This is a genomic window from Planktothrix agardhii, from assembly GCF_904830935.1.
Taxonomy (GTDB): domain Bacteria; phylum Cyanobacteriota; class Cyanobacteriia; order Cyanobacteriales; family Microcoleaceae; genus Planktothrix; species Planktothrix agardhii.
Genome location: NZ_LR882952.1, coordinates 2,509,412 through 2,534,730, shown reverse-complemented (window position 1 = coordinate 2,534,730; position 25,319 = coordinate 2,509,412). Strand labels below are relative to the sequence as shown.

The window sequence follows — 25,319 nt, the reverse complement described above, 5'->3', positions numbered from 1 at the left end:
ATAACCATACTATTTTAGGAGAATGACTGTGAGTAAACCTATCACTCAATTAGTTGATGAATTACCGACAGGTGGCGTTACCGTCATGGTTTTACGCGGGTTAGATTTTGTAATTCCGGGTCAATGGAATAATTTAGTTGGGTTTGAAAATACGGTTAAAACCATTACCGGAGAAGATGACCCCGCCTATATTCAACAGGTCAGTGAACGGGCTTTATGGCTCTATAATGACAAAAAACAAGAACAGGATTATCAACGGGCATTGTGGTTATATCAAACTATTGATAGCACTGGAACGGCTTTAGGAGCAGCCGCTTTAGCCAATAAAATCGGAGAAAGTGTCAGCTTTTTAGGCTTCTTAAATCAATTAACCCCCAAACCAAATAAAGCTCAAGCGATTGATTTATCTCTGAAATTAGTTACAGAATTAGTCGGATTTTGTTTAATTAATGGTATCCCAGGTGATAGTATTGGGGACTTTTTAGCCGCATTAGGAGATTATGGCGGAGAATCTTTAATGCGGATGACGGCGTTAGTTTGTTTGGATGGTTTAATTCCTTTGGGGCCAGATTTTATTAGTTCGGCGTTATCAACAATTGGAAACTTAACCCCGAAAGAATTAGAACAAAATGAAGGCTTTAAACGGATTAATGATGTGATTCCGGGGAAAGATTCCGAAAGTAAATTAAACTTTGTACAAGAAAGTTTTGGTTCGGTTAAGGGTTGGATGGGAGATTTTGTTTCTCAACACGATTTAACCCCGGAAAAAGTAGTTAAAAATCTACAAGGATTTGTCGATATTACCAATGATAAGTTAGATTATGTTGCCGCATTTCTGGACATGACGACTAACTATTATACCCATACCGGAACTCAAACCTTAGCCCGTCGTTTAATTGAACGAGCCGCCGCCGAAATTTAACGAAAAAAATCAGGGGTAGGGTTTTCCCTCCCCTGCACAGCAATCAATCATCCGTTAAAATAGCTTGAATATTCTGGTAAATTGTTGTTGAAATTAAAGTAAGGAAGTCTCCATGTCTGAAGAAACAAAACCCAACCCTGAAGCCACCCCAGAAACACCAGGCGAAAAACCTGAAGCCCAGAAAAAAGCCAAAGCCCCGGCATTAGAAGATAAACCTTTCGGTGAGTTTATCCAACAGGACTATATTCCCGCCTTACAAAAAGCATTAAATAGTCAAGGTGTTGAGAATTTAGACCTCAAATTTGCCAAAGAAAAATTGCCTTCTAGCTTAGGAGAAAATCAAGATTGTTGGCAAGTAGTTGGTCAATGGCAACAGGGAAAACGACAGTTTAATGTCTATTTTCCCAATGAAGATATTAGTTCTTTAAAGTTATTTACCTGTGCTTTAAATGGAATTAAACCCTCTACAATTGAGCCATTTTTAGGGGATGAACGAAAAATTAATCTTGATTTATTAGTGTTTGGCGTAGTTCAGCGTTTAAATGCACAAAAATGGTTAACTCGTAACTAAATAGTAGGGAGCAGCCCCCCCAACCCCCCGTGTACGGGGGCTAAATAGGGAATAGCCCCCCAACCCCCCGTGTACGGGGGCTAAATAGGGAATAGCCCCCACCCCCCCCGTGTACGGGGGCTAAATAGGGAACAGCCCCCACCCCCCCCGTGTACGGGGGCTAAATAGGGAACAGCCCCCAACCCCCCCGTGTACGGGGGCTAAATAGGGAACAGCCCCTAACCCCCACCGTGTACGGGGGGGTTGGGGGGGAGAGAATAAGGAACACTGGAACACCAGAACAGCTTACTTTACTAGAGGTCTTATGGTAGATAAAATCAAGAAAACTGATGCTGAATGGAAACAACAACTCAGTGATGAAGAATTCCGTGTGACTCGGAAAAAAGGCACGGAACGCGCATTTACAGGAAAATACCATGATAATAAAGAAAAGGGTATTTATAAATGCGTTTGTTGTGGCACAGAGTTATTTACTTCCGAAACAAAATTTGATTCGGGAACCGGATGGCCGAGTTTTTGGCAACCCATTAATGAAGAAAATGTTAGATGTGAAAATGATTTCAGTTTCTTCATGCGTCGGACTGAAGTGGTGTGTGCCAACTGTGGTGCCCATTTAGGTCATGTTTTTGATGATGGCCCCAAACCCACGGGACAACGCTATTGTATGAATTCTGCGGCGTTAAATTTCGAGAAATCAGAGGGTTAATTTATAATCCAATTAATCGTAGGGGCGAGGCGCGCCTCTCCCCTACAAAGACATCGGGGTATTTTTTAGGATTAATAATCTTGATTATTATGAGTGTATAATCCATTTAGATTCGCTAAATTTAAAACATTAAAAGATTACCAATTATCCGTCAATTAATTATTCAGTAGGTTAACCTTAATTTGTTAAAGAAAGTAGTGCATTATATTTGGTTCACTCTAGGTTTTTTTTCCTAATGCAATCATCATCGAACCTGCTACCACAATAATTGCTCCTATCACAGCCAAAATAGTTAAATTTTCCGGTTCAATTAAATGGGGAAATAATACCGCAATACTATCAACAGAAATGAGAGTAATAATCGGGGCTAAGGCTAAAACGGCACTTACCCGTGAAGCTTCCCAATGTTCTAAAGACTCGGCAAAACAACCATAGGCAATTAAGGTATTGAGTCCACAAAATAGTAGAATTAATACCTGAAATGGGGTGAGGCTAAAAACTGCCGTAGGCGTGGCGACGGGTAAATATAAAATTGTGCAGCTTCCATAAATAAATGCCATAACTTGAGAGGAGGAAAGAGATTGTAATAATTGTTTTTGAGCTAAGGCATAAATTGCCCAGCATATAGCTCCAACTCCCAGTAAGAAACTTCCCCATAAATATTGATTGGAAGCGGTAACTAGCACTTTTAATTGTTCATTAAAAAACAAACTAAATCCTAAAGTCAATACCCCTAAACCTAACCATTGCAAGCTGGTATAATGTTCTTTAAAAATAACTAATGCCCCTAACCCCATTAACACCGGAGATAATTGAATTAAAACTTCAGCATTAGTGGGAGAAGTTAAGGCTAAACCCTGCAAAAATAGGATATAATTACCTGCTAAAAATATTGCGGCGATTCCTAATAGACTCCAAGGGATTAAACGGATTGTTTCCGCATTAGGGAGTTGTTTACGAGTGGTTAAATACCCGCCTAACAGGACAAAAGCAATAAAAAATCGATACCAAGTTACGGTATAAACGTCTAAACCTTGTAAAATAATCGCTAATGCTAAGGGTAGAATTCCCCATAAAAATGCTGTTAATAGTGCTAAACCTAACCCTAATCGCCATCGTCCTGAAGTTGCATGAATTGACATTGTAAGATTTTAAATAAGCTGATTATATTATAATAGAAATTCAATTAAAATAACGATATTAGGACTTACGCAGGTTGACCCAGAAACCGGGTGTTTTAGATAATATGTCGGTGACAACAAAGTATTTTCGTAAAAAAACCCGGTTTCTTTGGTTGGGTGCGTAAGTCCTGGATATATAACCTAATTTAAAATTGATATAATTTAAGAATTTATTTTTATAAAAATGCTTTATCCCTATTACCTGTTACCTGTTCCCTGTTCCCCATATATAAAAAATTGAAGCGATCGCCACTTTTAAAAAATAGCGATCGCTGTTTTTCATCAACTTAATTCAAGCTAACTATGCCTCTAAAGCAGGAACTTCCACCGCAGTAGCTTGGAGGGCGGCTTCCGTTTTCGGTCGGTCTAATTTGAGCACTAAAACTCCCAAAGGTGGTAAACATAAATCCAAGGAATGAGGATAATTATGGAACCACCATTCATCCGTCCATTTACCCCCTAAATTCCCCATATTACTGCCGCCAAATTCACCGGAATCACTATTGAATATTTCGGTATAGAATCCCAATTCAGGAACACCCACGCGATAATGACTATGGGGTTGGGGCGTAAAATTACAGACCACCACCACAAATTCTTCTGGATCTTTTGCCCGTCGAATAAACGACACCACACTGTGACGAGTATCCGTACAATCAATCCACTGGAACCCAGCTTCAGCAAAATCCTGTTCATACAATGCAGGTTCACTGCGATACAGTCCATTCAAAGATTGGAATAACCGTTTAATTCCTTGGTGGGCGGGATATTGCATCAATTCCCATTCCAAAGTCCCCCAAGCATTCCACTCTTGACGCTGACCAAACTCCATTCCCATGAACAAAGTTTTCTTACCCGGGTGAGTAAACATATAGGTAAACAAACACCGGACATTAGCAAATTTCTGCCAATCATCCCCCGGCATTTTGTTAGCAATATTGCTCTTACAATGCACCACTTCATCGTGGGAGAGCGCCAACATAAAGTTCTCGCTGTGGTGATACCAAATACTAAAGGTAACGTTATTTTGATGGAACTGACGGAACCAAGGGTCCATGCTGAAATAATCCAACATATCGTGCATCCATCCCATATTCCATTTCAGGTTAAACCCTAACCCACCAACGTAAGTAGGCCAGGACACCATCGGCCAGGAAGTTGATTCTTCCGCAATGGATAACGTCCCCGGATAGTAACTAAACAGAACATGGTTAGTTTGACGCAGGAAATCCGCCGCTTCAATATGTTCGCTACCGCCGTATTCGTTGGCGACCCATTCACCATCGGGACGTAAATAGTTCAGATACAGCATCGAGGCGACCGCATCCACCCGAATTCCATCAATATGATACTTGTCATACCAAAATAGGGCGTTACCAACCAGGAAGTTACGAACTTCGTTGCGACCATAGTTAAAGACTAAGGTTCCCCATTCTTTATGTTCGCCTTTGCGGGGGTCAGCGTGTTCATAGAGGTGGGTTCCATCAAAGAAAGGCAAACCATGTCCATCTTTAGGAAAATGTCCCGGAACCCAGTCCACAAGCACCCCAATACCATTCAAATGGCATTGATCGACAAAATACATGAAATCTTCGGGACTGCCAAACCGGGAAGTCGGGGCATAATATCCGGTGACTTGATATCCCCAAGATCCATCAAACGGATGTTCCGCGATCGGCAATAATTCAATATGGGTAAAGCCTAATTCCTTGACGTAGGGAATTAACTGATCCGCGAGTTCCCGATAGGTTAAAAAACGACCCCCTGGATCAAGCTCACAGGCTTGTACGGCAGGTTCAACAGTGCCATCGGGTAAAACATGGGGTTGATCAAAGGGAGCGCGGTTCCAAGACCCTAAATGGCATTCATAAACTGAAATCGGGGATTTTAGTGGATCTTTATGACGTCGTTCTTCTAACCAATCTTGATCGCGCCATTGGTAGGCATCCAAATTGGCAACAATGGAAGCGGTTTTAGGGCGAACTTCTTGATAAAACCCGTAGGGGTCAGTTTTCTCATAGATATGTCCTTCCCAGTTTTTAATTTCATATTTGTAATGTTCACCCACTCCGAGTCCTGGGACAAACATTTCCCAAACTCCATTGCCCAACTTCCGCATTTGGTGTTGGCGGCCATCCCAATTGTTGAAGTTACCAATAATCGAAACGTTCCGTGCACTGGGAGCCCAAACGGCAAAATACACCCCAGCCACTTCATTGACAGTCATTAGGTGGGCACCTAATTTTTCATAAATCCGGTGGTGGTTTCCTTCTGCAAACAGGTGGACATCTACATCGGTAAATTGGGCAGAACGGAAAGCATAAGGGTCATAAACCACCTTTTCATGTTCCCCTTCTTTGAGTCGCAGTTGATAGTTGGAGAGTTCATGAGTCTCAATGATGCACTCAAAGAAATGGGGATTATGGACGGACTGCATGGGGTATTCCTGTCGTTGTTCGGGCAACAGAACCCATGCCGCCTCCGCATTAGGGAGGTATGCTCTTACTACCCATACCGTTTTACCCTCGTGTTCAATTTGATGGGAACCCAACACTTCAAAGGGATCTTGGTGATGGTTCCAAACAATCTTATCAATCTGATCAATTGCGATGGTCGTCATGGATTCTACTGCTCTACGATTACAAAACAGGTCTAATACGGATGGGAATGGTGCTTCAACTTACATTTTTAGGGCGAGGAAACCTCCCCCCTACCCTCCGCATTTTCAGGAAAATCCTACGCTGACGCGAGGTTTAGATTTGGGATAATGGTACTAGATTTTGAACGTATATTCGCACTTTCCCCATTTCCGACTTCCTCACTTCCCCTAATCTCCTAATCCCGGCGGTAAAAGTTCACCGCAAATATTGTGAATTTCGGTAGTACGGTCAAATATCCAGGGGTAACTTTGGCGGTATTCGGGAATTAAGGCCAGGGGACTGAGCAAGGCCGCCGCAGCAATATCCGCAATACTGATGCGATCGCCTACTAAATAGAGCCGTTCTTTCCAGACTTCCAACACCTCAAAAGCCGTTTTTAAGCGAGTTTTAGCCAGTTCAACGGCAGCCGTATTAATCTGATATTGCCAACACACAACCCGAATTACCAATAAACTCGATAGGGACGGATCAATTTGTTTCCCATCTCCAGACCGAAACTGATAATAAACAAATCGAGTGGCTGTGCCAATACTTTCATCTAACCAATCTTCTAATAATGCGGCTTGGGTTTGTAGGTGGGGATCAACAAAAAATAAGGGGGGATCAGGATAATTATGCTCTAAATACTTAAAAATTTCAGTGGAGTCGGCGATCGCCTGGGGTTGACCTTCTATTTGGGGTAATAAAACCGGAACCGTTGTCAGTCCCGTTAGGGGTTTGAGTTTCAGGGTATGAAGTCCGGGGGTGAGATTTTCCACTTGATAAGAAATCCCTTTATACCCCAATGCTAAACGGGCTTTTCGACAATAATGGGACGTACTAAACTGCAATAGGAGCATAAAAAACTAAAATGGATTGAATTAATATACAAAACTGAAATTTAACAATATTTTAGGTTTTTTTGTGATTAGATAGTTACTAAGTTAGATTGATCATTTAAAGGTTAGATTTTTTGGCTGAGGATGATTCCTAACGACGCCGACTTTCCGATCCCCCTCGCCGTTCCCTTTCCCTCCACCGTTGATCTCAAGTCAAGATAGGTAAATTTAGTATGACTGTTGCGTTCAAATCGACACCTTCTCCTAGACGCAGAACTTCTAGTCCCGTTGATCTTCCTTGGGTACAAAGTAAGGTTGTTCCCTTTGATCAGGCTCGGAAAAAACGGGTTAAAGCCTCCTTGACAAATGCTGTACCTTTGGTTAATCCCCCTTCTTCCCTGCCGAGATCAACTGTTGTTAAAGCTCTCCCTAAACCTCAACCCAAACCTTTATGGCTTGGTTCTATAATTGCGGTACAAAAGGTTTCATCGGTTATCACCTCTTTGATTATTGGTTCAACTTTAACAGTTTATGGGTTAACGGTTTATGGAGAGTCGAGTTGGACACAGGAATATCCCAGATTAGAAAAGTTACGAGCCACGGAACAACAACTACGGACGGCTCAAGAAATGTTAAAAAATGAAATTGCAATCACCGCCGACGAGCCCACCACAGGTCTTGTGGTTCCCCAACCTGGTGATATGATTTATGTTGAACCGGCGAAACCCCGTCCCCACCCCTCTCCAGAACCCAATACTGTGATCGAATTAGATCCTGTTCCGGTGTCCACAGTAAAAAGACCTTTAGGATATTAAATGGTCATCAGTGTAGAGACGCTGCCCTGGCGCGTCTGTAACAGTCATTAGTTAACAGTTAACAGTAATCAGTTATTGATTGGTATTGAGTAAGTTAGTATGGCTTCTTCAGACTATTCTTCGGGTTCTCGTTTTCAACGACAGCGTTCTTCTCCTGGTCAGCGTGGGCGAAAAAGAACCGTCTGGGGAGGTAAAGGTCAAAATTCCCCATCTCGGAATTCAGGTTCTACTCCTTTAAGGAAAAGCTCGGTTGATCTTCCCTTTGTAGCCTATCCTAGAAAGCGCGATCGCTCTGCCCCAGTAAGAGCCGATCGCAGGCGTTTAATATTAGTTTGGTTATTAATATTAGGGGGAATTGTTGGTCTGTCCCTGAATTTATTCCACTTACAAATAGGTCAAGAATCTTCCTTCCTAAAAGCACAGGCTTTATCTCAACAACAACAAAAAATCCTACCGTTTGTTCCCAGACGTTCAATTACCGATCACAAAGGAGATATTCTGGCTTTAGATCAGCGAGTTTATACCCTTTATGTTCACCCTAAACTCTTTAAACAAACTCCCAATGAAATTGCCGAAAAGTTAGCCCCTGTATTATTGCGAGAAGATTCAACTACCCCACTCAAGAGCGAACTTTTAACCCTATTTGGTACATCTCCAAGTGGAATTAAAGTTGCAGATTCAATCTCCGAACAAGTCGCCAATCATATCCAAAATTTGGGATTAGATGGATTAGAACTATTAGAAAGTCGTCAACGACTTTATCCGCAACAGGAAAACACCTCAGATGTTGTGGGTCATGTCAATCTTGAAGGTAAAGGTCAAGCTGGAATTGAATATAGTCAGGAAAACTTACTAGAACGTACCATGCCATCCTTGTCCTTTCAACGGGCTGCTAATGGTGCTTGGGTTCCTGAACGAATCGCCACAGGGTTTATCCCCATTGATGATTTAGAATTAAGGCTAACAATTGACTCCTCCTTACAACGAGTTGCCCATCAAGCCCTCCAGAAAAGCCTTAAAGAATACAAAGCCAAACGGGGAACAGTAATTGTCATGGATGCCACCGATGGCTCCGTACTAACCCTGGCCAATGAACCGACCTATAATCCGAATCAATACTATAAATTTGACTTAGAACGGTTTAAAAATTGGGCTTTAACGGATCTTTATGAACCCGGTTCAACCTTCAAACCCATTAACATTGCTTTAGCCTTAGAAGCGGGAGCAATTCAACCGGATACTGTTGTTAATGATGAGGGTCATATTCAAGTTGGGGGTTGGCCGATTCAAAATTACGATGGTTCCGCTCGAGGCGAAATTAATATCAGCGATGTGGTCAAATATTCCAGTAACGTGGGCATGGTGCGAATTATGCAACGGATGGAGCCGGAGGTATTTTATCAAGGCTTAAAACGTTTGGGGTTAGGAACAACCATGGGCATTGATTTACCCTTTGCCGCCACCAGTACCCTAAAATCTAAAGAACAATTTGTTTCCGCCCCAATTGAACCCGCAACCACAGCTTTTGGCCAAGGATTTTCCATTACTCCCATTCAGTTAGCCCAACTCCATAGCCTTTTAGCTAATGGCGGTAAACTGGTAACTCCCCACGTTGTTCAAGGGTTATATAACAGCAAAAGCCAACTATATTGGAAATTACCCCTGAGTGAACCCCAACAAGTGTTTTCATCTGAAACAGCTAATTCCGTTTTAAAAATGATGGAAACTGTGGTTAAAGAAGGAGGAACTGGAACCCAAGCCTCCATAGAAAATTATCGGGTTGCTGGCAAAACCGGGACGGCTCAAAAAGCATCGGCTGATGGAGGCTATTCTTCTAACGCCCTCATTACCAGTTTTGTCGGAATTTTAAGTGTTGACCATCCCCGTTATGTGGTTGTGGCAGTGGTGGATGAACCCTTAGAAGGTCGCGCCGGAGGAATTGTGGCTGCACCCATTGTGAAATCGGTGATGGAAGCACTCATTCATCTGGAAAAACTCCCCCCCTCAGATATTCCGGTTGACCAATCACAGATCAACTCTTACACTGATAACTGATTACTGATTACTGATTACTGATTCAAGGGTTTAGGAGGGCTGCTGTGCCAACAAACCAAGACCAAAAAATATTTGCTATCTTCATGGAAGAAGCGGAGGAGCGTCTCGAAACCCTAAAAATGGGGGTGACAAAGCTCCCCGCGATTATGGCTGATTCTGACCGGGAGGAAGTGGCATCTATCTACCGGGCGGCTCACTCTATTAAGGGGGCTGCGGCGATGTTGATGGAGAATATGCCCAGTCTGGCTAGTATTAATAAGGTGTCCAAACGCCTAGAAGATTGTTTTAAGCTGGTCAAGGATACGCCTTTAAAAATTGATGCTACAACTCAAAACCTTTATAGTAAGGGGTTTGAAGTCTTAAAAAATTTAATTGATCGGGCAGCGAGTCCGGCTGGACTTTCCGAAGAAATAGGGGAAAAAATTCTCCAGGCTTCCCTCCCTGTGTATGACAAGTTAGAAAACCACTTGAAGGACTTAATGAGTGGTAAGGTGGCCCCAGCAACGGCAAAAGCGGCAACACCAACAGCTACAGCAACACCAGGGGTGGCTAATGCCGTTAATCAGGTGATGACGGTTCTCAAACCAATGTTACAGGGATTTAAACAAGCTGAATCCCCGGAAACTCGTAAACAATTGGCGGGTTTATGCGCTCGATTAACAAAAATTGGGGTGGGAATTGAACCTTGGCAAACATTAGTGAAAACGGCCCATGGTGCGATCGCAAATCCTAAAAATTCTTTTAAAGTTTTAGCTAACCCAATTATTAATGAGTTAAAGCAAGGAGCGGAACTTTTACAAGCAGGAAAAGCTAGTTCTATTGTTCCGAGTCCGGCTTTATCCTCCTTAGCAGGCGCAAAAGCAGCAGCCAAACCCGCTACTCAAGAAATCACAATTCCGGCTGATCCGAAAGAGGTAGTTAAAGTTCTATTAAAAACCTTTAATAAACAACAATTACAGGCGATCGCTCAGTTGTTAATTAAGCACGTTAAATCTTAAAATCAGTAGAAATTTACTCGGCTTGGGGATATTCTTCCCATAAAGAGGTGGTGGTTCTTAAACTTAAATAATCACCATTTCCTAAAATAATATGATCTAAAATTGGAATAGATAAAAATTGTGCTCCTTGCAATAATTGACGGGTTAAATTGATATCCTCTGCACTGGGTTCAACATTTCCCGACGGGTGGTTATGGGAAATAATTACTCGGGTTGCGCCACTTTTCAATACTTCTCGAAAAATATCCCGGGGATGGGCGATGGTTTCGGTTGCACTTCCAATTGTAATTACTTGAGTCCCTAACAGACGGTGTTTCACGTCTAATAACAACACTGCAAAGCGTTCTTGGGGTTGCCACATCAAATCATGGCTTAGGGCGTCGGCGGCGGCTTGGGGAGTCTCAATTACGGCTAAATCAGGGGGTTTGGACTGAAAGACCCGTTTTCCCAACTCAACGGCTGCTAAAATTGTGGTGGCTTTCGCTGGCCCAATACCATGAATTTCAGTTAATTCGTGAACCCCAATATCTCGCAATACCCCTAAAGGATCGCGTTGATGTTGACCTAACTGATTTAATAGATATTGTCCTAAACCAACCGCCGATAATTTTCCCTTTCCCTGACCTGTTCCTAATAAAATTGCAATCAATTCAGCCGTGGCTAAATTTCTGGAACCAATGGCCATTAACCGTTCCCGGGGACGCTCATCACTGGGTAAATCAGCAATTCTCAGGCTATAGGTCATTTAGGCTACACCCCACCAACGCAATATTTAGTATTAAATTTTACCCAATTTTTTCCATAATTTCAAGTTCAATAGGGCGTTAAGTTACCTGGGATTGGCCGTTTATCTTAAATTAGTCTCAGTAATTCTAACGGGTGCTTGTAATAAAAGTTCACTTTAATCCCTTAATGGGTTTCCACGACCTCAACAGAATCTCCGACATGAATTGTCCCGGTATTCCTAGGAATAATATTCATACCAAACATAATCCCACCTGGTTGTTGTCGAAAGGTGGCTAGGGTTTTTAAAGGTTCTTTTAATGGATTACGTTCCCCAATATTTTGATCTGTTGTTGTTACAATACAACGGCTACAGGGTTTGACTAAATCAAAATAAACCTCTCCAATTAATATCACTTTCCATTGATCTTCAATAAAAGGTTGATCTGTATCAATCACAAGATTAGGTCTAAATCTATTCATCGGAACTTCTTGTGATGATATTGGATAGATTTCTGATAGTTTTCGGTTTAATTCAGCTAAGGAAGCAGTATTAGTTAATAAACAAGGATAACCATCGGCAAAACTCACCTGATTATTAATATTAACAGCATAATTCGGATCAACAGATCGAATAAAATTAGGAGATTGTCGCACTAACCGAAACTGGAATTGATTATCTATTTTTAAAGCATTTTTCAACCAATCAGCAACCTCATCCCCTTGATCAATTGCAATAGTTTCATCTCTCCAAACCTGTACAGTTTTGGAAGTTCCTATTAATATAGGTTGCAATTGAAAAGGTTTAATTTCCCGATCCTCAACGGATAATTCTATTAATTCCCCTGACTGTTGAACTTGAATTTTTGCTAATTGAGGATGAGTTCTCTGGGTAACAAACTGACCGGATTCATCAACCCACATAAATTCCCGATCCCAGTCTAATCCTTTCAGGTTTACTTCTCCTTGGTTCAGGGCTATTTTGCCACAGGATTTAATCGGATAAATAAATAGTTCAACCAGATTCATTAATTAGATCTCCACAATAATCTAATTACTATCTTAGAACTAACTCATCTATTAGTCAAGGAGCTAATCCTATAAAATTCATACTTTTCACCGTTTATTTATACTTTTAATCTCGGTAATAACACTGAGAAAATCTATCCTTGTTGTTTAGATTTTGAATTTTAATAAAAATGATCAGTATTTTTACTTGATTTTACATATTTTAGGTAGGTTACTAAAAGTAAAAACTCTATACAATCAGGCTTTCAAACCTTTTACAAATACTTTACAAATTAAGGAGTTTTTAACATCATATCTTTAACACCCATCCACTATAGTATATTTATCGAAAAGAAAAAAAGCCCTAACTCGAACCACCCAGGAGCAAACTTATGAAAACTTCAACACTGAAAAAATTAATTGGAACGACATTAGCCAGTCTTTGTTTAGTATCTGTAAACGGCCTTCCGGCGATGGCTGGAAAACTTCACAATGGATGGAATTATGGAATTGATTCCTTTAACGATGGCTCTGGCGGTGAAGCCTTTAATATTAAAGGAATTGCGATTAAAGAAACCAGCGATAGTATTTTTGTTGCTCTCACAGGTGGAACACCGATAACGGGTGTGGCTAATTCGGGAGCAGCCGATGGAAATATTGGTTGGGGTGATTTATTCTTAAATTTCACTGGCAAAAACTTCACAACCGCTAGTAATCAAAAAAGCTTATTAGGAGTTCGTTTTGCGGGAACCAATGACTCCCAAGTTACCACTACAGGTTTATATGGAAATGTCAAAGGTGCTAGTGTTACCGGAGTAAATCATGGCTATAGCAGCTTAAAACAGTATTACGATTATGGATGGGGTCAAACTAATACCCAAGGTACTGATATTGCTACAAAAGCTGCTGCTTACAATTATTTCGGTCAAGGAACAATCCTGAATGTGATTGATTCGGGAGCCACCAAATTAGGTGGGATTCAAAATTTGTCCGCCAAAGCCTTAACGGGTCAAGGACTTGATTTTGGATTCTTCAAAGCTAGTGGAACACAAACCCTTGGTTTTAGCCTCAATAAAGCCGATTTAGGGCTCGCCGATGGCAACTATGACTATATGGCCAGTCTGTTCCTAGAATGTGGGAATGATGGTGTTTCTCTCGCTGGCGGAGTTTCTGTTCCCGAACCCGGTAGTCTTGCTGGTTTAGCTTTGGTTGGTTTAACTTTACTCGGTGGTAGCCGACTGAGCAAACGTCAATCTTAATAAATCAGAACGGAGGTTGATACTTGAATTAAGATTAGGTGAATTCGGGTGCAACTTTGATGCTTTCAACTGATATGACTGAAAAACAATTAAGGGGCTATTCTTGACCAAGAATAGCCCCTTAAATTTTATAGCAACCGCCAAGGCATTTAGGATAAAGACGGATCTTGGAACCCAGACAGTTAAGTATTTTCCCCCTGTTCCCTCCCCCCCTAGCCCTGCGTGCACGGGGGGTTTGGGGAGGCTGTTCCGGTGTTCCCCGCTATAATAGGGGATAATTTTTAAGCTATCAATAATCAAGCATTACCCAAAGTTGGAATCTCAACAGAGCCCGAAGCTCGATTCTGAAAACTGGGTAAATCTAAGCCACTGGGACGGCGACTTTTCTGAGCTAAACGATAGCTCACACTTTGTAATTCTGCATTAAGTTGTTTATTTTCCCGTTGGAGTAATTCAACTTTTTCCATGACTTCATTCAGACGTTCTGAGAACTTCTGACGATAGACTCCGGGTAACTCCTGAACTACCTGTTCCAACATTCGAGAACGGTCTGTTAACTCCTCAACTGACTGTCTGAGTTGATAGGCTTCCGTATCTCGTTCGGCTATTTGTCCTTGATAAAACTTAACTTGCTGCTCCATCTCTTGAAGTTGTTCTCGCAAGGCTACCATTTGAGCTTGATGACGCTCAGAAACCTCTGGACTGGGTAATAAGTTAGCATCTCCTTTGACCAAACGGAATAGTTCCTGAGATAACTGCTGAATCAACTGTTCCCGCATTTGTAGCTCCTCGTTCAAACGAGTAACTTCAGCTTGTAACTCCTGTGGCGTTTGACTTTTGAGTTGGCTCACGGTGACTAACGGCTCCTATAAATTTATTTTGTATATGTGTCTCTAAAATATCTCTGTTGTTCCCAATCGGCAATAGCTAAGAAAACCGGGTACAACAATAACAGGGGTCAAGAGTAGAATTTGCTTCTATCCTTCCCCCTGTTTGCCCAATTTATTCAACTTCTTGAGATTCGGGTTCTGCTTCCGTGGCTTCGGTCGGCTCTATCGTTACTTCTTCCTTAATCGTTAGATAACGAATAACCTCATCGCTAATTCGCATGGCTTTTTCTAAAACAGCGATTTGGGCTCCAGGGCCTTCATAATTCATCTGGACGTAAACTCCTTCCCGATGCTTGTCAATATCGTAGGCTAGACGTCGTTTACCCCGATTTTGGATTTGGATATTATGTCCGCCTTGGTCTTTGAGGAGGGTTTCGTATTTGCTGATAGACTGACCCACCTGCTCATCGTTGAGGTCGGGGCGCAAAATATACGTTGTTTCGTAAACAAAAGGCTTCATGCTGTTATTCTCCTTGTGGACAACGGGGCTTCTGAATTTAGAAGCAAGGATCTTTGATCATATCATGTATCAGGTTTGGGGTGACAATTCAAATGCTTAAACTATTTCTGATCCCTAATTTTCACTCAATTTCACTCAACGGGTTGCAGGCGACGTAAAACTTGAGTAATTAGGGTTTCTGGGGCTGTGGCTTTGCTGAGGTAATCTGAAGCGCCCACAGCAAAGGCCTGCATAATAGAGCTTTCCTCCGTATGTACAGAAAAAAAGATGATCGGGAGATGACACCACCGTTGATCAGTTCGCACCGCTTGACAGAGATCTAAGCCAGTGAAACCCGATATTTCCCAATCCAAAATTAATAGATCGGGACGACAATCGAGTAACACATCCCAAAATTGTTCTGAGTTTTGTAGAGTAGTTACACTTAATCCCTTGGCTTCTAACAAGCTAGAAACAGAGATCAAAAGCGTAGGATCATCATCCACAATCAAAACCCGATTCCCTTGGACTGACCGAGACTGGGATAAGACCTCGGTGATCGCTTTCAGGATTTCATAAGCAGGTAAAGGCTTTTGTAAAAACCTCTTAACTCCCAAACTGGCGACAGTGACCCGATCGCTTAAACTTTGCCTTCCGGTTAAAGTAATAACTGGAATTTGAGGAATCATAGGCCTGAGTTCTTTGAGCAGGGTGATACCATCTTCGGTAGAGACACTGGGAAAGGTCAAATCCAGTAGAATAATATTAGGAGGGTTTTGAGCAATCATTTTACGGGCAACCGAGAGATCCGTCGCCATTTCAATTCTTAATCCCCAGGCGATCGCTTCTATCCTAATTCTTTCCGCCAGCATTAAGTCATCATCGACAATTAAAATTAAGGGGGAATAGGCTACAGGTTCGGAAGACAGGGGCGTTAATAGGGTTTCGCGACTGGCTTCAAGACTCAGGCTAACGACTAAATCCGAAATTAACTGAGCTTGATTAACCTCTATTTTGGGCAATTCCAGTAAACATTCCAGTTCTCTGGCCACTTGTGAACCTTCCCGCAGACCAAAAATCCCTAGAGATCCCGCTAATTTATGGGCTTCGTTTCTGGCTTGTTGATGGAGTTCGGGAGTCAGCTTTCTTTGGAGTAAGGCTGGGGCGACTTGTTCTAAAATCTCAATTTGGACTTTCACCTTGTCCTTAAAATTTTCCCAAATCCTAGAGGTAATCTGGGCGATTTCTTGTCGAGAGTTACTAGAGTTGGTTGCGGTTTGGGACTCGGTAGCATCGGAGGCGGATGGGCTAACTGGCGATCGTAAACGATAGCCCAAACCATGTACCGTTTCAATCGGGTCAGCACTGCCAGCAGCTTTGAGTTTTTGTCGTAAACATTTAATATGGGTACTGACGGTTTCTTCCCCTGGAGATTCGGCAAAATCCCATAGGCGATCTAAAATTGCCCTCCGGCTAAAAATTCGTTTAGGATTGAGTAAAAATAATTCCAGTAAACAGTATTCTTTTGAGGTCAGATGTATTAATCTGTCTCCAGATTTTACCTCGTTATTAATCGGATCAAAACTCAGATTTTCCCAGGTCATTACCGCCGTAGAAACGGATTTTCCTCGGCGTAATAAAGCCCGGACTCTTGCCATTAATTCGTTAATATCAAAGGGTTTAACGACGTAATCATCGGCTCCTGCATCTAATCCCATCACCCTGTCGGTACTGCTATCCCTGGCTGTTAAGAGTAGAATCGGATTTTGATATCCTTTGCTGCGTAACTGTTTACAAACACTGATTCCATCTAGCTTAGGAATGCCAATATCTAATAGAATTAAGTCATAGAGAAAGGATCCAGCCATTTCCAAGGTTGTTAGTCCATCGGTGGCAGTATTTACGGTGTATTGATGAGCGAGTAAAATTTCCGATAAGGTGGTGCGGGTGAGTGGGTCATCTTCCACTAATAAAATTTTCATAAAAATTCTCCCTATAGATTTTTTTGACGGCTATGGTTATGGGCAAAACTTCTCCCTCCAAGAGCCGATTACTGAGAAAGTCTGGGTGTTATCCGGTGGAAGGTATAGGGAATTGTAGGGAGTTAAATTGAAGCCGATCAACTCTGCTTTTATTCTAAACTCAAATTGCATACTATTCAATCAGTTGATTAAATTATCTAAAATTGGTAAATGTCAGTTACAACGCAACAATTAAGTCAATGGAAACAACAGAGCCGAAGGATTACGGTATTAACAGCTTATGAATATGCGATCGCTCAATTGATTGATCAAGCCGGAATTGATATTGTTTTAGTCGGGGATTCTCTGGCGATGGTTGGGTTAGGCTACGATACCACTTTACCCCTGACTTTAGATGAAATTATTCATCATGCTAAGGCGGTGCGACGGGGGGTAAAACAAGCCTTATTGGTGGTTGATTTACCTTTTTTAACCTATCAAGAAAGTCCCCAACAGGCGATTCATTCGGCTGGACGAATTCTTAAAGAAACGGGCGCTCAAGGGGTAAAACTTGAGGGCGGATATCCGGCGATGGCAGAAACCGTTAGTCAGTTAGTCCAAGTTGGAATTCCGGTGATGGGTCATGTTGGATTAACCCCACAGTCGGTGCATCAATTTGGTGGATATCGCAAACAGGGAAAAACATCGGATCAGGCTGCACGAATTATTGCAGAGGCGATCGCTTTAGAGCAAGCTGGAGCCTTCAGTATTGTCTTAGAACATATTCCCTCGGATTTGGCCCAAAATATCACCCAAAAATTAGGAATTCCAACCATTGGTATCGGGGCGGGGGGGGGCTGCGATGGCCAGGTCTTAGTGACCTCTGATATTTTGGGGTTATCAGCATGGCAACCTCCCTTTGCCAAAACCTACACTAATCTACAACAAACTATTACCCAGGCTGTGCAGGAGTTTTGTATCGAAGTTAGGGAGGGAAAATTTCCCCCAGGGAATTAATCTTAAAGGCAGAGATAAAATAGTCTCTAAAATATTTCTCCCCTAGCTTTAATTAACCTTCTCCGCCTTCTCCGCCTTCGTCATCTTTGTCATTGTCATTATCGTTGTCGTTGTCATTGTCGTTGTCATTGTCATTGTCATTATCGTTGTCATTGTCATTGTCATTGTCTGAAGATGGGGAAGGCGCGGGATTTGCTGGAGCTTGAGGTGCAGGTGCAGTCACAGGGGTTTCTCCGGGTTTGACACCTTCTTCTTGATTGCCTCCACCACAGGCTCCTAAAGTTGTGGCTAAACCAACGGCGAGAAATAACTGAATGGTTTTGGATTGCATTTTAATCTCCTTAAACTAAATCAACGAAATATTAATATACCGTTAAGCCGACTCATTTGCACAAGGAAAACTAGGTTTTAACTTAAATTATTCATTCGATTTTAGTCAGTCGCCTACCTATTCGTAATTCGTAATTCGTAATTCCTACAAAATCCGAATAAACTCCAAGGGTAAACCATCTGAATCGGCAATAAACATGACTTCATAAACCCGATCTCCGATCATTTGTTGCATCGGTTCCAATAAAATATTTAAGGGTTGCAATAAATTAGGCTGTTCTATAATAGCTTGATCAAACTGATTTTTGAGATGATTTAACCAACTAACTAGATCAGAAACCTGATTAGTTAAATCAAAAGAAATATGATAGTAACCGACATAATGTTCATCGCCAAAAGCATCGGGGGCGGGTTGGGGTTGGGGAATTTCAATTAATTCAATCCTGCCATTTAAACCTTCCATCCAACAGGCTAAAGTATATCCAGTTGTAAAGCGTTCACAAACCGTAAATCCTAGGATTTCATAAAATGCGATCGCGCGATGAATATTAGCGGTACGAATTGATATATGGTGCATAAAATTTCCCCCTACTCAAATAATCGAAAATAGGGATAACGTACAGGAGCGCCCTGTTCTTTTTCCAAATCAAAATTAATCACATTCCAACGGGGTTCATCCCCAATATCGGGACTAAATTCCACAGGTAAACCATACAATTTTGGTTCGTTTCCCTCTGTAGGATTGCACCAGGGAGTGTTCCCTTCTAAATAGCTACTAATTAAATCGTGATAGCGTTTAGCAATAATTACACGGGTTGCCCGATAGCCCTGGGTGTAGAGTCGGTCTAGGGCTTCATGGATTTCAAACCGAATCCCGTCGGGATGGGTATGTTGTCGATACCATTCGTCTTGCCATCGTCGCCAATGACGGCCAGATTGCAGGTGAACCAACTCCCCCGTATTCGGGTCAGACTCAAAAGCCCCATGACGGGAACACAAATAGGTATCCGTTAGCGTCAGGGCGGGAATAGGCTGACGGCAATGGGGACAATTAATTTCCGGGCCAAAAATTGGGTACTGCAAGGCAGAATTCATTATTAAATGGTGTTAGACCAAGGCTTGTATTATAGCTATAGGAATTTTAACCTTTCTTGTTAATTCTGGCTTGTTCGTTTTTGAAGGAATCTAATACCCATGTCTCATCCATCTCCACAGAATGATCAACCTTACTGGCCCGATGTCGATATTTCCCAGGCTGCTTTTGTTGCCCCCAATGCAGTTGTTATGGGGTTTGTAGAAATTGGGGCGGGGGCGAGTATTTGGTATGGGGCGGTGGTTCGGGGGGATGTGGAACGAATTATTATTGGTGCCAAAACTAATATACAGGATGGTGCAATTGTGCACGGTGATCCGGGGAAAGTTACCCTTTTAGAAGATTGTGTTACTGTGGGTCATCGGGCGGTGATTCATTCGGCCCATATCGAACGGGGAAGTTTAATTGGGATTGGGGCCGTTGTATTAGACGGGGTACGGGTGGGAACCGGAAGTATAATTGGAGCGGGTTCGGTGGTCACCAAAGATGTGCCGCCGTTTTCCCTAGTTGTGGGTGTTCCCGCCAAACGTCTGCGGGATGTGTCCCCGGAAGCTGCGGCAGATTTAATTGAACACGCTCAACGCTATGAAAAATTAGCCCTGGTTCATGCCGGAAAGGGGACAGAAATCGGATTCAGTTAAAATTAAAATTATTCTCTTTATCTTTCTTCGTGTCTTTGTGTCTTTGTGGTTTTAATCTCTCTATTATACAACAGAAATGGCAAAAAAAAATCGGATTTTGCTTAGTTTCCTAATTGGCTTACTTTGTGTGATTTTGTTAAGTATTCCCGCCCTGGGAGCTACCTACAGAACCGCCAGTATCAGAATCCCCATTTTTGGATTACATGATATTATTGACGAATCTAATATTGATCAAAGTCCTGAAAGAAGAACCCAATTTGAAAATGATTATTTAAAACAAGATTTCTATACTTTTCTTAATTATTTAGCTAAAAATAACTATTGGTTTTTAACAACTCAAGATTTATTTATCTATTTTATTGAAAAATCCCAGCCCATTCCTTCAGAAAAAATCGGGCAAAAACCTATAATGATTAGCTTTGACGATGGTTATTATGGTGTTCACGAGAATGTTTTACCGATTTTAAAAGACTTAGAAAAAGAATACAACAAAAAAATCAAAATTGTCTGGTTTGTAAATCCAGGCTTAATGGGAGTGAGGTTAAAGGATTTTTTACCCCATGTAAGTTGTGCAGAACTACGGGATGGCTATAAACGCGGATATTATGATATTCAATCCCATGGTCAAACCCATAAACAATTAACCTTAATCAAAGGGAAAGATTTAAAATTTGAACTCGAACAAGCTAAACTCGATCTAAGAACCTGTATGGAAGATTTAGATAAAAATAAATGGGTGGCTGCTCATTTTGCTTATCCCTTTGGAAAAGTTAACCGGAGAGTGGAAAAATCCTTACCTCCCTATTATTTAACCGGATATATCTATGATGGAAATATGACACGAATTAATCGCTATACCAATAAATATCGAATTTCTCGAATCACAGTTAATCGTGATAATTCCCCTAGGAATTTGATCAGAATTGCCAAAAGAGCAACAACCTTAAAAAAAGTCACTATGTTTTAGAACTTAATTCAAGGCAAAATATTTTATTAGCTCATGATACATTTAATAATGTGGAATCAGGTATTTGTAAATTCAATCCCATGGACAGTAGATTAAAAGATCAAACTTCAAACGGCTCTGGAAAGAGAATTGTTTTAGCAACCTTTGGATCTTTAGGGGATTTATATCCCTATATGGCGTTGGCTCAGGAATTGCAAAGTCGAGGATATTCTCCCAGTATTGCCAGCTGTGAACAATATCAACAAACCCTAGAAACAGCAGGAATAGAATTTCATCCCCTCAGACCCAATGGTTTACCCCAAGATCCCAATGAGGCAGAATTTATTTCAATGATGATGGACTCCCAAAGGGGCGTAGAATACATTATCAATTATTTATTAATGCCCTATTTACGCACCAGTTATTGTGACTTAATTAAGGCCTGCCAAGGAGCAGATTTACTCTTAACCCATCCTTTAATTTTAGTGGCATCTTTAGTCGCTGAAAAAATAGCAATTCCCTGGGTTTCTACGATTTTATCTCCCAGTGCTTTGATCTCAGTCTATGATACCGCCCAGGAAAAAAGCACTCAATCTCGCCATCAACAGGCAATGGCTGTGGTGGCTAGAGATTCACTCATGCGTCTATTGCGCTCGAATGCTCGACTTAGGAGTGCTCCTTTGGAACAATTACAGGCAGAATTAGGGTTAGAAGGCGGGCTTGATCCTTTGTTTGAAGGACAATTTGCGCCGCTGGTATTAGGTTTATTTTCCCCAACCTTCGCCACGGCCCAACCAGATTGGCCCCCACAAACCCAGATTACGGGTTTTCCCTTTTACCGTCCCAATTCTGGGCCGGGGTTATCCCCAGAACTTCAGGCCTTTTTGGATGATGGGCCACCTGCGATTGTATTTACCTTGGGGTCAACGGCTGTTTTAGCTCCTGGCAACTTTTATCAGGAGGGGATGATAGCCGCCCAAGAGTTAGGATATCGGGCAATTTTGATGATGGGAAAGGCGGCACACCAATTGAACGCTTTGGGTTTACCCGAAGGAATCATTGCTGTTGACTACGCGCCCCATGCGGCTATTTTTCCCCATGCGGCGGCAATTGTCCATCATGGGGGGATGGGAACAACGGCAGAAGCCTTACGCGCAGGGCATCCGATGTTGATTGTTCCTTTTAATTATGATCAACCGGACAATGCGGCGAGAGTGGTAAAAATGGGAGTTGGACGAATATTAGACCGCAATCTTTATCAAGCGTCTAGGGTTTTAGCAGAACTTAAAGTGTTATTAGGTGATCCAAATTATGCTACCCGTGTTGCTGAAGTCAGCAATTATATTCAAGCTGAACAGGGAAACTGCAAAGCCATTGATGTCCTAGAAACCTATTTGAATTCCCGTTAATAGATGTCGGGTGTCAGGGGAATAGATTTGGGAAATCAACAATATTATTGTTATAGTGCTACGCGCAAGGGAACAGGGAACGCCGGATCTGGGAACAGGAGGGAATAGGGAATAGGGAATAGAAAAAAGTTATTACCCACCCGATCAAGTATTTGTAGCAAATATTAAAGGATGGAATATTAGCTAGAACCCGAAAGCCGAAAGCCGAAAGCCGAAAGCCGAAACCTGAAACCTGTTTACTGCACATATTCTGCATAAACAAATCCTTCGGCTGTTAATTGGGTTTCGTTAAGGTTTAGGTGCATTTCAACAGTTCCAGAGAGTTCTTCAATAAAAGTATATTGACGGGATTGATTATCGGGGACAATCAGTTCTAGGGTAGCATCAAAGTTGAGATTTAACAACAAATGATCCTGTTCATCTTGGGCTTCAATTTGCAAGCTTTGGGGCATTTTTAGGGAGCGATCGCTAAATAAAGAAGCCATGATTCCGGGTAAACGTAAGGGTTGATAGGAAACTGTAGACCAATTCCAATTAAGGCGTAAGGTTTCCCCTAAAAAGATTTTCCTTAACTGATGATTTTGATAGATAAAAATATAAGGTAAACCGCCTTGACTATGGGTTTTATTGGTTCTCCAGTCTAAGATTAGGGTGAGGGGAATTTTAGTTTCAGTTTGAGCAAAAATCACAAACCATTCCCAACCAATATCCTCTCCCCATCGGAATCGGCCAAAATTGCGATCGTGATAACAAAACCAATCGGAATTTAAGTTAAATTTGGTTTCACCAACGTCTAATTCTCCTACAACTTCTAACCCAGGAATTAATCCCCAGCCGATAAAACCACTGCCAAATTGAGCATCTTCTGTAACTAATAAAGGAGTAGCCTTGGCTTGAGTTTTAAAATCAATAGAAAGTTGCGATGGCTCGTCAAAAACTCGGATTTTAGATTGTTCACCATTAATTTGTAAATGTACCCCTTTGACTTGAATTTCTAAGGGTTGAGAACAGACCTGATTAGATTTCCAAGGAATAGAAACAGCCGCAGCAAAGGTCGCAATTAAATCCGGTGTTTGTAGGGATAGGGGTAATAAATAATTGGGACTATTAATAATCAAACTGACTTGAATTTCTCCCCGTTGGGGTCTACCCATGAGAGTAATATTCACTAAAATTCGCATCCCGGTTTTAGGATGAATCAGAATATAATGATACCAATCTTTCCAATCTAAAGGAGATTCAGGATCATCTAAAGGAATCCGTAAAGATTCAATCTGGTTAATCAGTGAAAGATCTAAAGTCATCGTTGTAAAGATAGATTAGAATTGAGAATATTTTCTAATGGAGTTTTAACACTTGCGGATTCGAGGGAAATTGCTGGTGCTGTCTCGGCCATGGAATGGACAAATGCTGCTATTCTAGGCGAAATTAAAGTCAGTCCTAAAATAATATCAACGAACCATTTTTCAGCATTCATCCCATTTTTTTGAATTAGGTTTTCCGTTAGGGTATGATAATTTAAAATATTTGGCAAGGGCTGAGAATTTAAACTCCATAACCATTTTTCCCAAAAATAGAGTAATCCTTGGGTTTCTAAGCTTTCTCCTGTATCGGTATGAAAGGCTGATGCTGCTTGATGGCTGACAATTAACCACCGGGGAAATTGTGCGGAAGCTAAAGCAATAACCCCATTTTTAAAAAATCGAGTCCGTTGTAGTTTAGAACATAATTCTATCCCCTGTTTTTGGGTTGAATACTGATTTCCATGATCGGCTAAAATCAAAAGCACTTCTACAATAAACCAGCGAGCAGGTAAGGTATCAAAATTAGATATTCCTGTGGTTAAAATGATAATTTTTTCGAGGGTAATAGCTTGGTTTTCTGGGTTAGTTTTAGGGGGAATAAACTTGAATAACCTCGACCCAAAAGAAGAATTGTTAAGCTGTGCTGAAGCTGGAAAAATTAGAGTTTCTAATTGATTAGAAAAAGTGGGAGAAATCTGTTTTAAACCCAAAATAATATAACAAAACCAGTCTTCTGTTGGGATATTCTGTTGAGAAACCCCATCAGAAGATATCAGGGGAGAAATTAAAATAGTTTCTGATTTTTTTTCCGTTTCTAAATCAGTTTTTTCCAAACTATATAACCACTGTTCCCAAACTTCTAATCCTAATTTTTTACCTAAATAAGTTTGAATCGTAGATAAACTTGTGATCAGCCAGTGAGAAATATTAGCTGAATTAAATGCCTTCATACCTACTTTGAAAAAATCTGTTTTTTTAAGTTTATGAAGTATTTTATTTCCAAATTTAGTCTGAGAATAATCATTTCCAATTATCGCTAAAAGCGTAATAATTTCAGCAATAAACCAACGAGAGGGAATTGTATCTAAATCGTTTAACCCTGAAATTAATCCCCAAATTGCGCCTGTTTTTTGACTAGAAAAATGAGTTGGGGATTGAATATTCTGGTTAGAAAAAGGAAAGGTGACTTGAAGATAAATCTGAATTGAGTTCGTTTCAGAATCAGGTTGAGGAGATACAGGAGTGATGAGAATGGGAATCGCTTCTGCTTCTATCCCTGGAAATCTTAACCCGATTTTCACCGGATGATCAGGAACAGTTTCGGGAATTTGGAAGGTTAAAGTCAGATTTGCCGTTTTTCCTGATAATAAATAAAGATAGGCTGGATTAACTTGATAATGACAAGATACGACCTGTTGTTGATCGGTGAACCCATCTTCTAAAATCGGACGAATGAGTAAGGTTTCCGACTGATGATTACAACAGGATAAATTCAGGATCACATTTAATCCGGGTTTACCCTGAATTAATATCGGAAAATCGTCAGTTTGTTTTAATTCTAAGTTCATGATTT

24 protein-coding genes are annotated in these 25,319 nt (G+C 41.3%); 11 read left to right on the top strand and 13 right to left on the bottom strand.

Translation table 11 applies throughout. The features are described 5' to 3' along the window. Nucleotides 1-28 precede the first annotated feature (28 nt). The 3 genes from NMG88_RS11875 to msrB all read left to right on the top strand — a co-directional run bounded on the left by NMG88_RS11875 (nt 29) and on the right by msrB (nt 2,199). A complete protein-coding gene (locus NMG88_RS11875) occupies nt 29-922 on the top strand; it encodes a hypothetical protein (RefSeq protein ID WP_235751715.1) in 894 nt (297 codons plus the stop codon). Nucleotides 923-1,034: 112 nt separating this feature from the next. Beyond that, nucleotides 1,035-1,493: a DUF2996 domain-containing protein gene (locus NMG88_RS11870; protein ID WP_026788277.1), complete on the top strand. Its 459-nt coding sequence runs from the start codon at nt 1,035-1,037 to the stop codon at nt 1,491-1,493. Nucleotides 1,494-1,797: 304 nt separating this feature from the next. Further along, on the top strand, nt 1,798-2,199 hold the full coding sequence (gene msrB, locus NMG88_RS11865) for a peptide-methionine (R)-S-oxide reductase MsrB (protein WP_235751716.1): 402 nt from the start codon (nt 1,798-1,800) through the stop codon (nt 2,197-2,199). A 218-nt stretch (nt 2,200-2,417) separates the two neighbouring features. Here msrB and NMG88_RS11860 read toward each other — a convergent pair whose 3' ends face one another. The 3 genes from NMG88_RS11860 to NMG88_RS11850 all read right to left on the bottom strand — a co-directional run bounded on the left by NMG88_RS11860 (nt 2,418) and on the right by NMG88_RS11850 (nt 6,879). Then, nucleotides 2,418-3,341: a DMT family transporter gene (locus NMG88_RS11860; protein ID WP_254035443.1), complete on the bottom strand. Its 924-nt coding sequence runs from the start codon at nt 3,339-3,341 to the stop codon at nt 2,418-2,420. A 340-nt stretch (nt 3,342-3,681) separates the two neighbouring features. After that, nucleotides 3,682-6,000 (bottom strand): 1,4-alpha-glucan branching enzyme, encoded by a 2,319-nt coding sequence (glgB, locus tag NMG88_RS11855; protein WP_227365282.1) that lies wholly within the window; start codon nt 5,998-6,000, stop codon nt 3,682-3,684. 207 nt (nt 6,001-6,207) lie between these two features. Then, nucleotides 6,208-6,879, bottom strand: coding sequence for a glutathione S-transferase family protein (locus tag NMG88_RS11850; protein WP_042155108.1), 672 nt, complete (start codon nt 6,877-6,879; stop codon nt 6,208-6,210). A 212-nt stretch (nt 6,880-7,091) separates the two neighbouring features. On the opposite strand from NMG88_RS11850, the gene NMG88_RS11845 reads away from it, so the two are divergent. The 3 genes from NMG88_RS11845 to NMG88_RS11835 all read left to right on the top strand — a co-directional run bounded on the left by NMG88_RS11845 (nt 7,092) and on the right by NMG88_RS11835 (nt 10,726). Next, nucleotides 7,092-7,673 carry a hypothetical protein gene (locus NMG88_RS11845; RefSeq protein WP_042155109.1) on the top strand — a complete coding sequence of 194 codons (582 nt, stop codon included), beginning with the start codon at nt 7,092-7,094 and terminating at the stop codon, nt 7,671-7,673. A gap of 99 nt (nt 7,674-7,772) precedes the next feature. Then, nucleotides 7,773-9,728 carry a peptidoglycan D,D-transpeptidase FtsI family protein gene (locus tag NMG88_RS11840; protein ID WP_254035442.1) on the top strand — a complete coding sequence of 652 codons (1,956 nt, stop codon included), beginning with the start codon at nt 7,773-7,775 and terminating at the stop codon, nt 9,726-9,728. 44 nt (nt 9,729-9,772) lie between these two features. Then, entirely contained in the window at nt 9,773-10,726 is a 954-nt protein-coding gene (locus tag NMG88_RS11835; protein WP_254035441.1) for an Hpt domain-containing protein, read from the top strand. Nucleotides 10,727-10,739: 13 nt separating this feature from the next. Here NMG88_RS11835 and radC read toward each other — a convergent pair whose 3' ends face one another. Both radC and NMG88_RS11825 read right to left on the bottom strand, forming a co-directional pair. Beyond that, nucleotides 10,740-11,471, bottom strand: coding sequence for a RadC family protein (gene radC / locus NMG88_RS11830; RefSeq protein ID WP_254035440.1), 732 nt, complete (start codon nt 11,469-11,471; stop codon nt 10,740-10,742). A gap of 164 nt (nt 11,472-11,635) precedes the next feature. Continuing rightward, nucleotides 11,636-12,478: an MOSC domain-containing protein gene (locus tag NMG88_RS11825; RefSeq protein WP_254035439.1), complete on the bottom strand. Its 843-nt coding sequence runs from the start codon at nt 12,476-12,478 to the stop codon at nt 11,636-11,638. A 371-nt stretch (nt 12,479-12,849) separates the two neighbouring features. On the opposite strand from NMG88_RS11825, the gene NMG88_RS11820 reads away from it, so the two are divergent. Beyond that, entirely contained in the window at nt 12,850-13,716 is an 867-nt protein-coding gene (locus NMG88_RS11820; RefSeq protein ID WP_254035438.1) for an XDD3 family exosortase-dependent surface protein, read from the top strand. A gap of 296 nt (nt 13,717-14,012) precedes the next feature. On the opposite strand, the gene NMG88_RS11815 is transcribed toward NMG88_RS11820, so the two are convergent. The 3 genes from NMG88_RS11815 to NMG88_RS11805 form a co-directional block, all read right to left on the bottom strand. Next, on the bottom strand, nt 14,013-14,567 hold the full coding sequence (locus NMG88_RS11815) for an Npun_F5560 family protein (RefSeq protein ID WP_026796791.1): 555 nt from the start codon (nt 14,565-14,567) through the stop codon (nt 14,013-14,015). A gap of 151 nt (nt 14,568-14,718) precedes the next feature. After that, complete coding sequence (rpsF, locus tag NMG88_RS11810; RefSeq protein WP_027250234.1) at nt 14,719-15,066, bottom strand: 30S ribosomal protein S6; 348 nt, start codon at nt 15,064-15,066, stop codon at nt 14,719-14,721. A gap of 131 nt (nt 15,067-15,197) precedes the next feature. Then, nucleotides 15,198-17,027 carry a response regulator gene (locus NMG88_RS11805; RefSeq protein ID WP_235751721.1) on the bottom strand — a complete coding sequence of 610 codons (1,830 nt, stop codon included), beginning with the start codon at nt 17,025-17,027 and terminating at the stop codon, nt 15,198-15,200. Nucleotides 17,028-17,237: 210 nt separating this feature from the next. On the opposite strand from NMG88_RS11805, the gene panB reads away from it, so the two are divergent. Beyond that, nucleotides 17,238-18,023: a 3-methyl-2-oxobutanoate hydroxymethyltransferase gene (gene panB / locus NMG88_RS11800; RefSeq protein ID WP_235751722.1), complete on the top strand. Its 786-nt coding sequence runs from the start codon at nt 17,238-17,240 to the stop codon at nt 18,021-18,023. A 52-nt stretch (nt 18,024-18,075) separates the two neighbouring features. Here the strand turns inward: panB and NMG88_RS11795 are convergent, their stop codons facing one another. The 3 genes from NMG88_RS11795 to NMG88_RS11785 all read right to left on the bottom strand — a co-directional run bounded on the left by NMG88_RS11795 (nt 18,076) and on the right by NMG88_RS11785 (nt 19,448). Continuing rightward, entirely contained in the window at nt 18,076-18,354 is a 279-nt protein-coding gene (locus NMG88_RS11795; RefSeq protein WP_254035437.1) for a hypothetical protein, read from the bottom strand. Nucleotides 18,355-18,498: 144 nt separating this feature from the next. Next, nucleotides 18,499-18,930, bottom strand: coding sequence for a VOC family protein (locus NMG88_RS11790; protein ID WP_254035436.1), 432 nt, complete (start codon nt 18,928-18,930; stop codon nt 18,499-18,501). Nucleotides 18,931-18,941: 11 nt separating this feature from the next. Beyond that, nucleotides 18,942-19,448 carry a TIGR02652 family protein gene (locus tag NMG88_RS11785; RefSeq protein WP_376786984.1) on the bottom strand — a complete coding sequence of 169 codons (507 nt, stop codon included), beginning with the start codon at nt 19,446-19,448 and terminating at the stop codon, nt 18,942-18,944. 99 nt (nt 19,449-19,547) lie between these two features. Here NMG88_RS11785 and NMG88_RS11780 point away from each other — a divergent pair, with 99 nt between their 5' ends. The 3 genes from NMG88_RS11780 (at nt 19,548) to NMG88_RS11770 (ending at nt 22,442) form a co-directional block, all read left to right on the top strand. Further along, nucleotides 19,548-20,087 (top strand): gamma carbonic anhydrase family protein, encoded by a 540-nt coding sequence (locus NMG88_RS11780; RefSeq protein WP_254035435.1) that lies wholly within the window; start codon nt 19,548-19,550, stop codon nt 20,085-20,087. A 76-nt stretch (nt 20,088-20,163) separates the two neighbouring features. Then, nucleotides 20,164-21,054, top strand: coding sequence for a polysaccharide deacetylase family protein (locus NMG88_RS11775; RefSeq protein ID WP_043938935.1), 891 nt, complete (start codon nt 20,164-20,166; stop codon nt 21,052-21,054). 80 nt (nt 21,055-21,134) lie between these two features. Next, complete coding sequence (locus NMG88_RS11770) at nt 21,135-22,442, top strand: glycosyltransferase (protein WP_235751725.1); 1,308 nt, start codon at nt 21,135-21,137, stop codon at nt 22,440-22,442. Nucleotides 22,443-22,678: 236 nt separating this feature from the next. Here NMG88_RS11770 and NMG88_RS11765 read toward each other — a convergent pair whose 3' ends face one another. Next, entirely contained in the window at nt 22,679-23,746 is a 1,068-nt protein-coding gene (locus tag NMG88_RS11765) for a hypothetical protein (RefSeq protein ID WP_227350901.1), read from the bottom strand. Next, nucleotides 23,743-25,314: a hypothetical protein gene (locus tag NMG88_RS11760; RefSeq protein WP_254035434.1), complete on the bottom strand. Its 1,572-nt coding sequence runs from the start codon at nt 25,312-25,314 to the stop codon at nt 23,743-23,745. Before NMG88_RS11760 ends, NMG88_RS11765 begins: the two co-directional genes overlap by 4 nt. Nucleotides 25,315-25,319: the final 5 nt, after the last annotated feature.

Excerpts from the sequence above, each read along its gene's own strand:
- NMG88_RS11870 (WP_026788277.1), top strand. The coding sequence starts at position 1,035 with ATGTCTGAAGAAACAAAACCCAACCCTGAAGCCACCCCAGAAACACCA.
- msrB (WP_235751716.1), top strand. The coding sequence starts at position 1,798 with ATGGTAGATAAAATCAAGAAAACTGATGCTGAATGGAAACAACAACTC.
- NMG88_RS11860 (WP_254035443.1), bottom strand. The coding sequence starts at position 3,341 with ATGTCAATTCATGCAACTTCAGGACGATGGCGATTAGGGTTAGGTTTA.
- glgB (WP_227365282.1), bottom strand. The coding sequence starts at position 6,000 with ATGACGACCATCGCAATTGATCAGATTGATAAGATTGTTTGGAACCAT.
- NMG88_RS11850 (WP_042155108.1), bottom strand. The coding sequence starts at position 6,879 with ATGCTCCTATTGCAGTTTAGTACGTCCCATTATTGTCGAAAAGCCCGT.
- NMG88_RS11845 (WP_042155109.1), top strand. The coding sequence starts at position 7,092 with ATGACTGTTGCGTTCAAATCGACACCTTCTCCTAGACGCAGAACTTCT.
- NMG88_RS11840 (WP_254035442.1), top strand. The coding sequence starts at position 7,773 with ATGGCTTCTTCAGACTATTCTTCGGGTTCTCGTTTTCAACGACAGCGT.
- radC (WP_254035440.1), bottom strand. The coding sequence starts at position 11,471 with ATGACCTATAGCCTGAGAATTGCTGATTTACCCAGTGATGAGCGTCCC.
- NMG88_RS11825 (WP_254035439.1), bottom strand. The coding sequence starts at position 12,478 with ATGAATCTGGTTGAACTATTTATTTATCCGATTAAATCCTGTGGCAAA.
- NMG88_RS11820 (WP_254035438.1), top strand. The coding sequence starts at position 12,850 with ATGAAAACTTCAACACTGAAAAAATTAATTGGAACGACATTAGCCAGT.
- rpsF (WP_027250234.1), bottom strand. The coding sequence starts at position 15,066 with ATGAAGCCTTTTGTTTACGAAACAACGTATATTTTGCGCCCCGACCTC.
- NMG88_RS11805 (WP_235751721.1), bottom strand. The coding sequence starts at position 17,027 with ATGAAAATTTTATTAGTGGAAGATGACCCACTCACCCGCACCACCTTA.
- panB (WP_235751722.1), top strand. The coding sequence starts at position 17,238 with ATGTCAGTTACAACGCAACAATTAAGTCAATGGAAACAACAGAGCCGA.
- NMG88_RS11795 (WP_254035437.1), bottom strand. The coding sequence starts at position 18,354 with ATGCAATCCAAAACCATTCAGTTATTTCTCGCCGTTGGTTTAGCCACA.
- NMG88_RS11790 (WP_254035436.1), bottom strand. The coding sequence starts at position 18,930 with ATGCACCATATATCAATTCGTACCGCTAATATTCATCGCGCGATCGCA.
- NMG88_RS11785 (WP_376786984.1), bottom strand. The coding sequence starts at position 19,448 with ATGAATTCTGCCTTGCAGTACCCAATTTTTGGCCCGGAAATTAATTGT.
- NMG88_RS11780 (WP_254035435.1), top strand. The coding sequence starts at position 19,548 with ATGTCTCATCCATCTCCACAGAATGATCAACCTTACTGGCCCGATGTC.
- NMG88_RS11775 (WP_043938935.1), top strand. The coding sequence starts at position 20,164 with ATGGCAAAAAAAAATCGGATTTTGCTTAGTTTCCTAATTGGCTTACTT.
- NMG88_RS11770 (WP_235751725.1), top strand. The coding sequence starts at position 21,135 with ATGGACAGTAGATTAAAAGATCAAACTTCAAACGGCTCTGGAAAGAGA.
- NMG88_RS11765 (WP_227350901.1), bottom strand. The coding sequence starts at position 23,746 with ATGACTTTAGATCTTTCACTGATTAACCAGATTGAATCTTTACGGATT.
- NMG88_RS11760 (WP_254035434.1), bottom strand. The coding sequence starts at position 25,314 with ATGAACTTAGAATTAAAACAAACTGACGATTTTCCGATATTAATTCAG.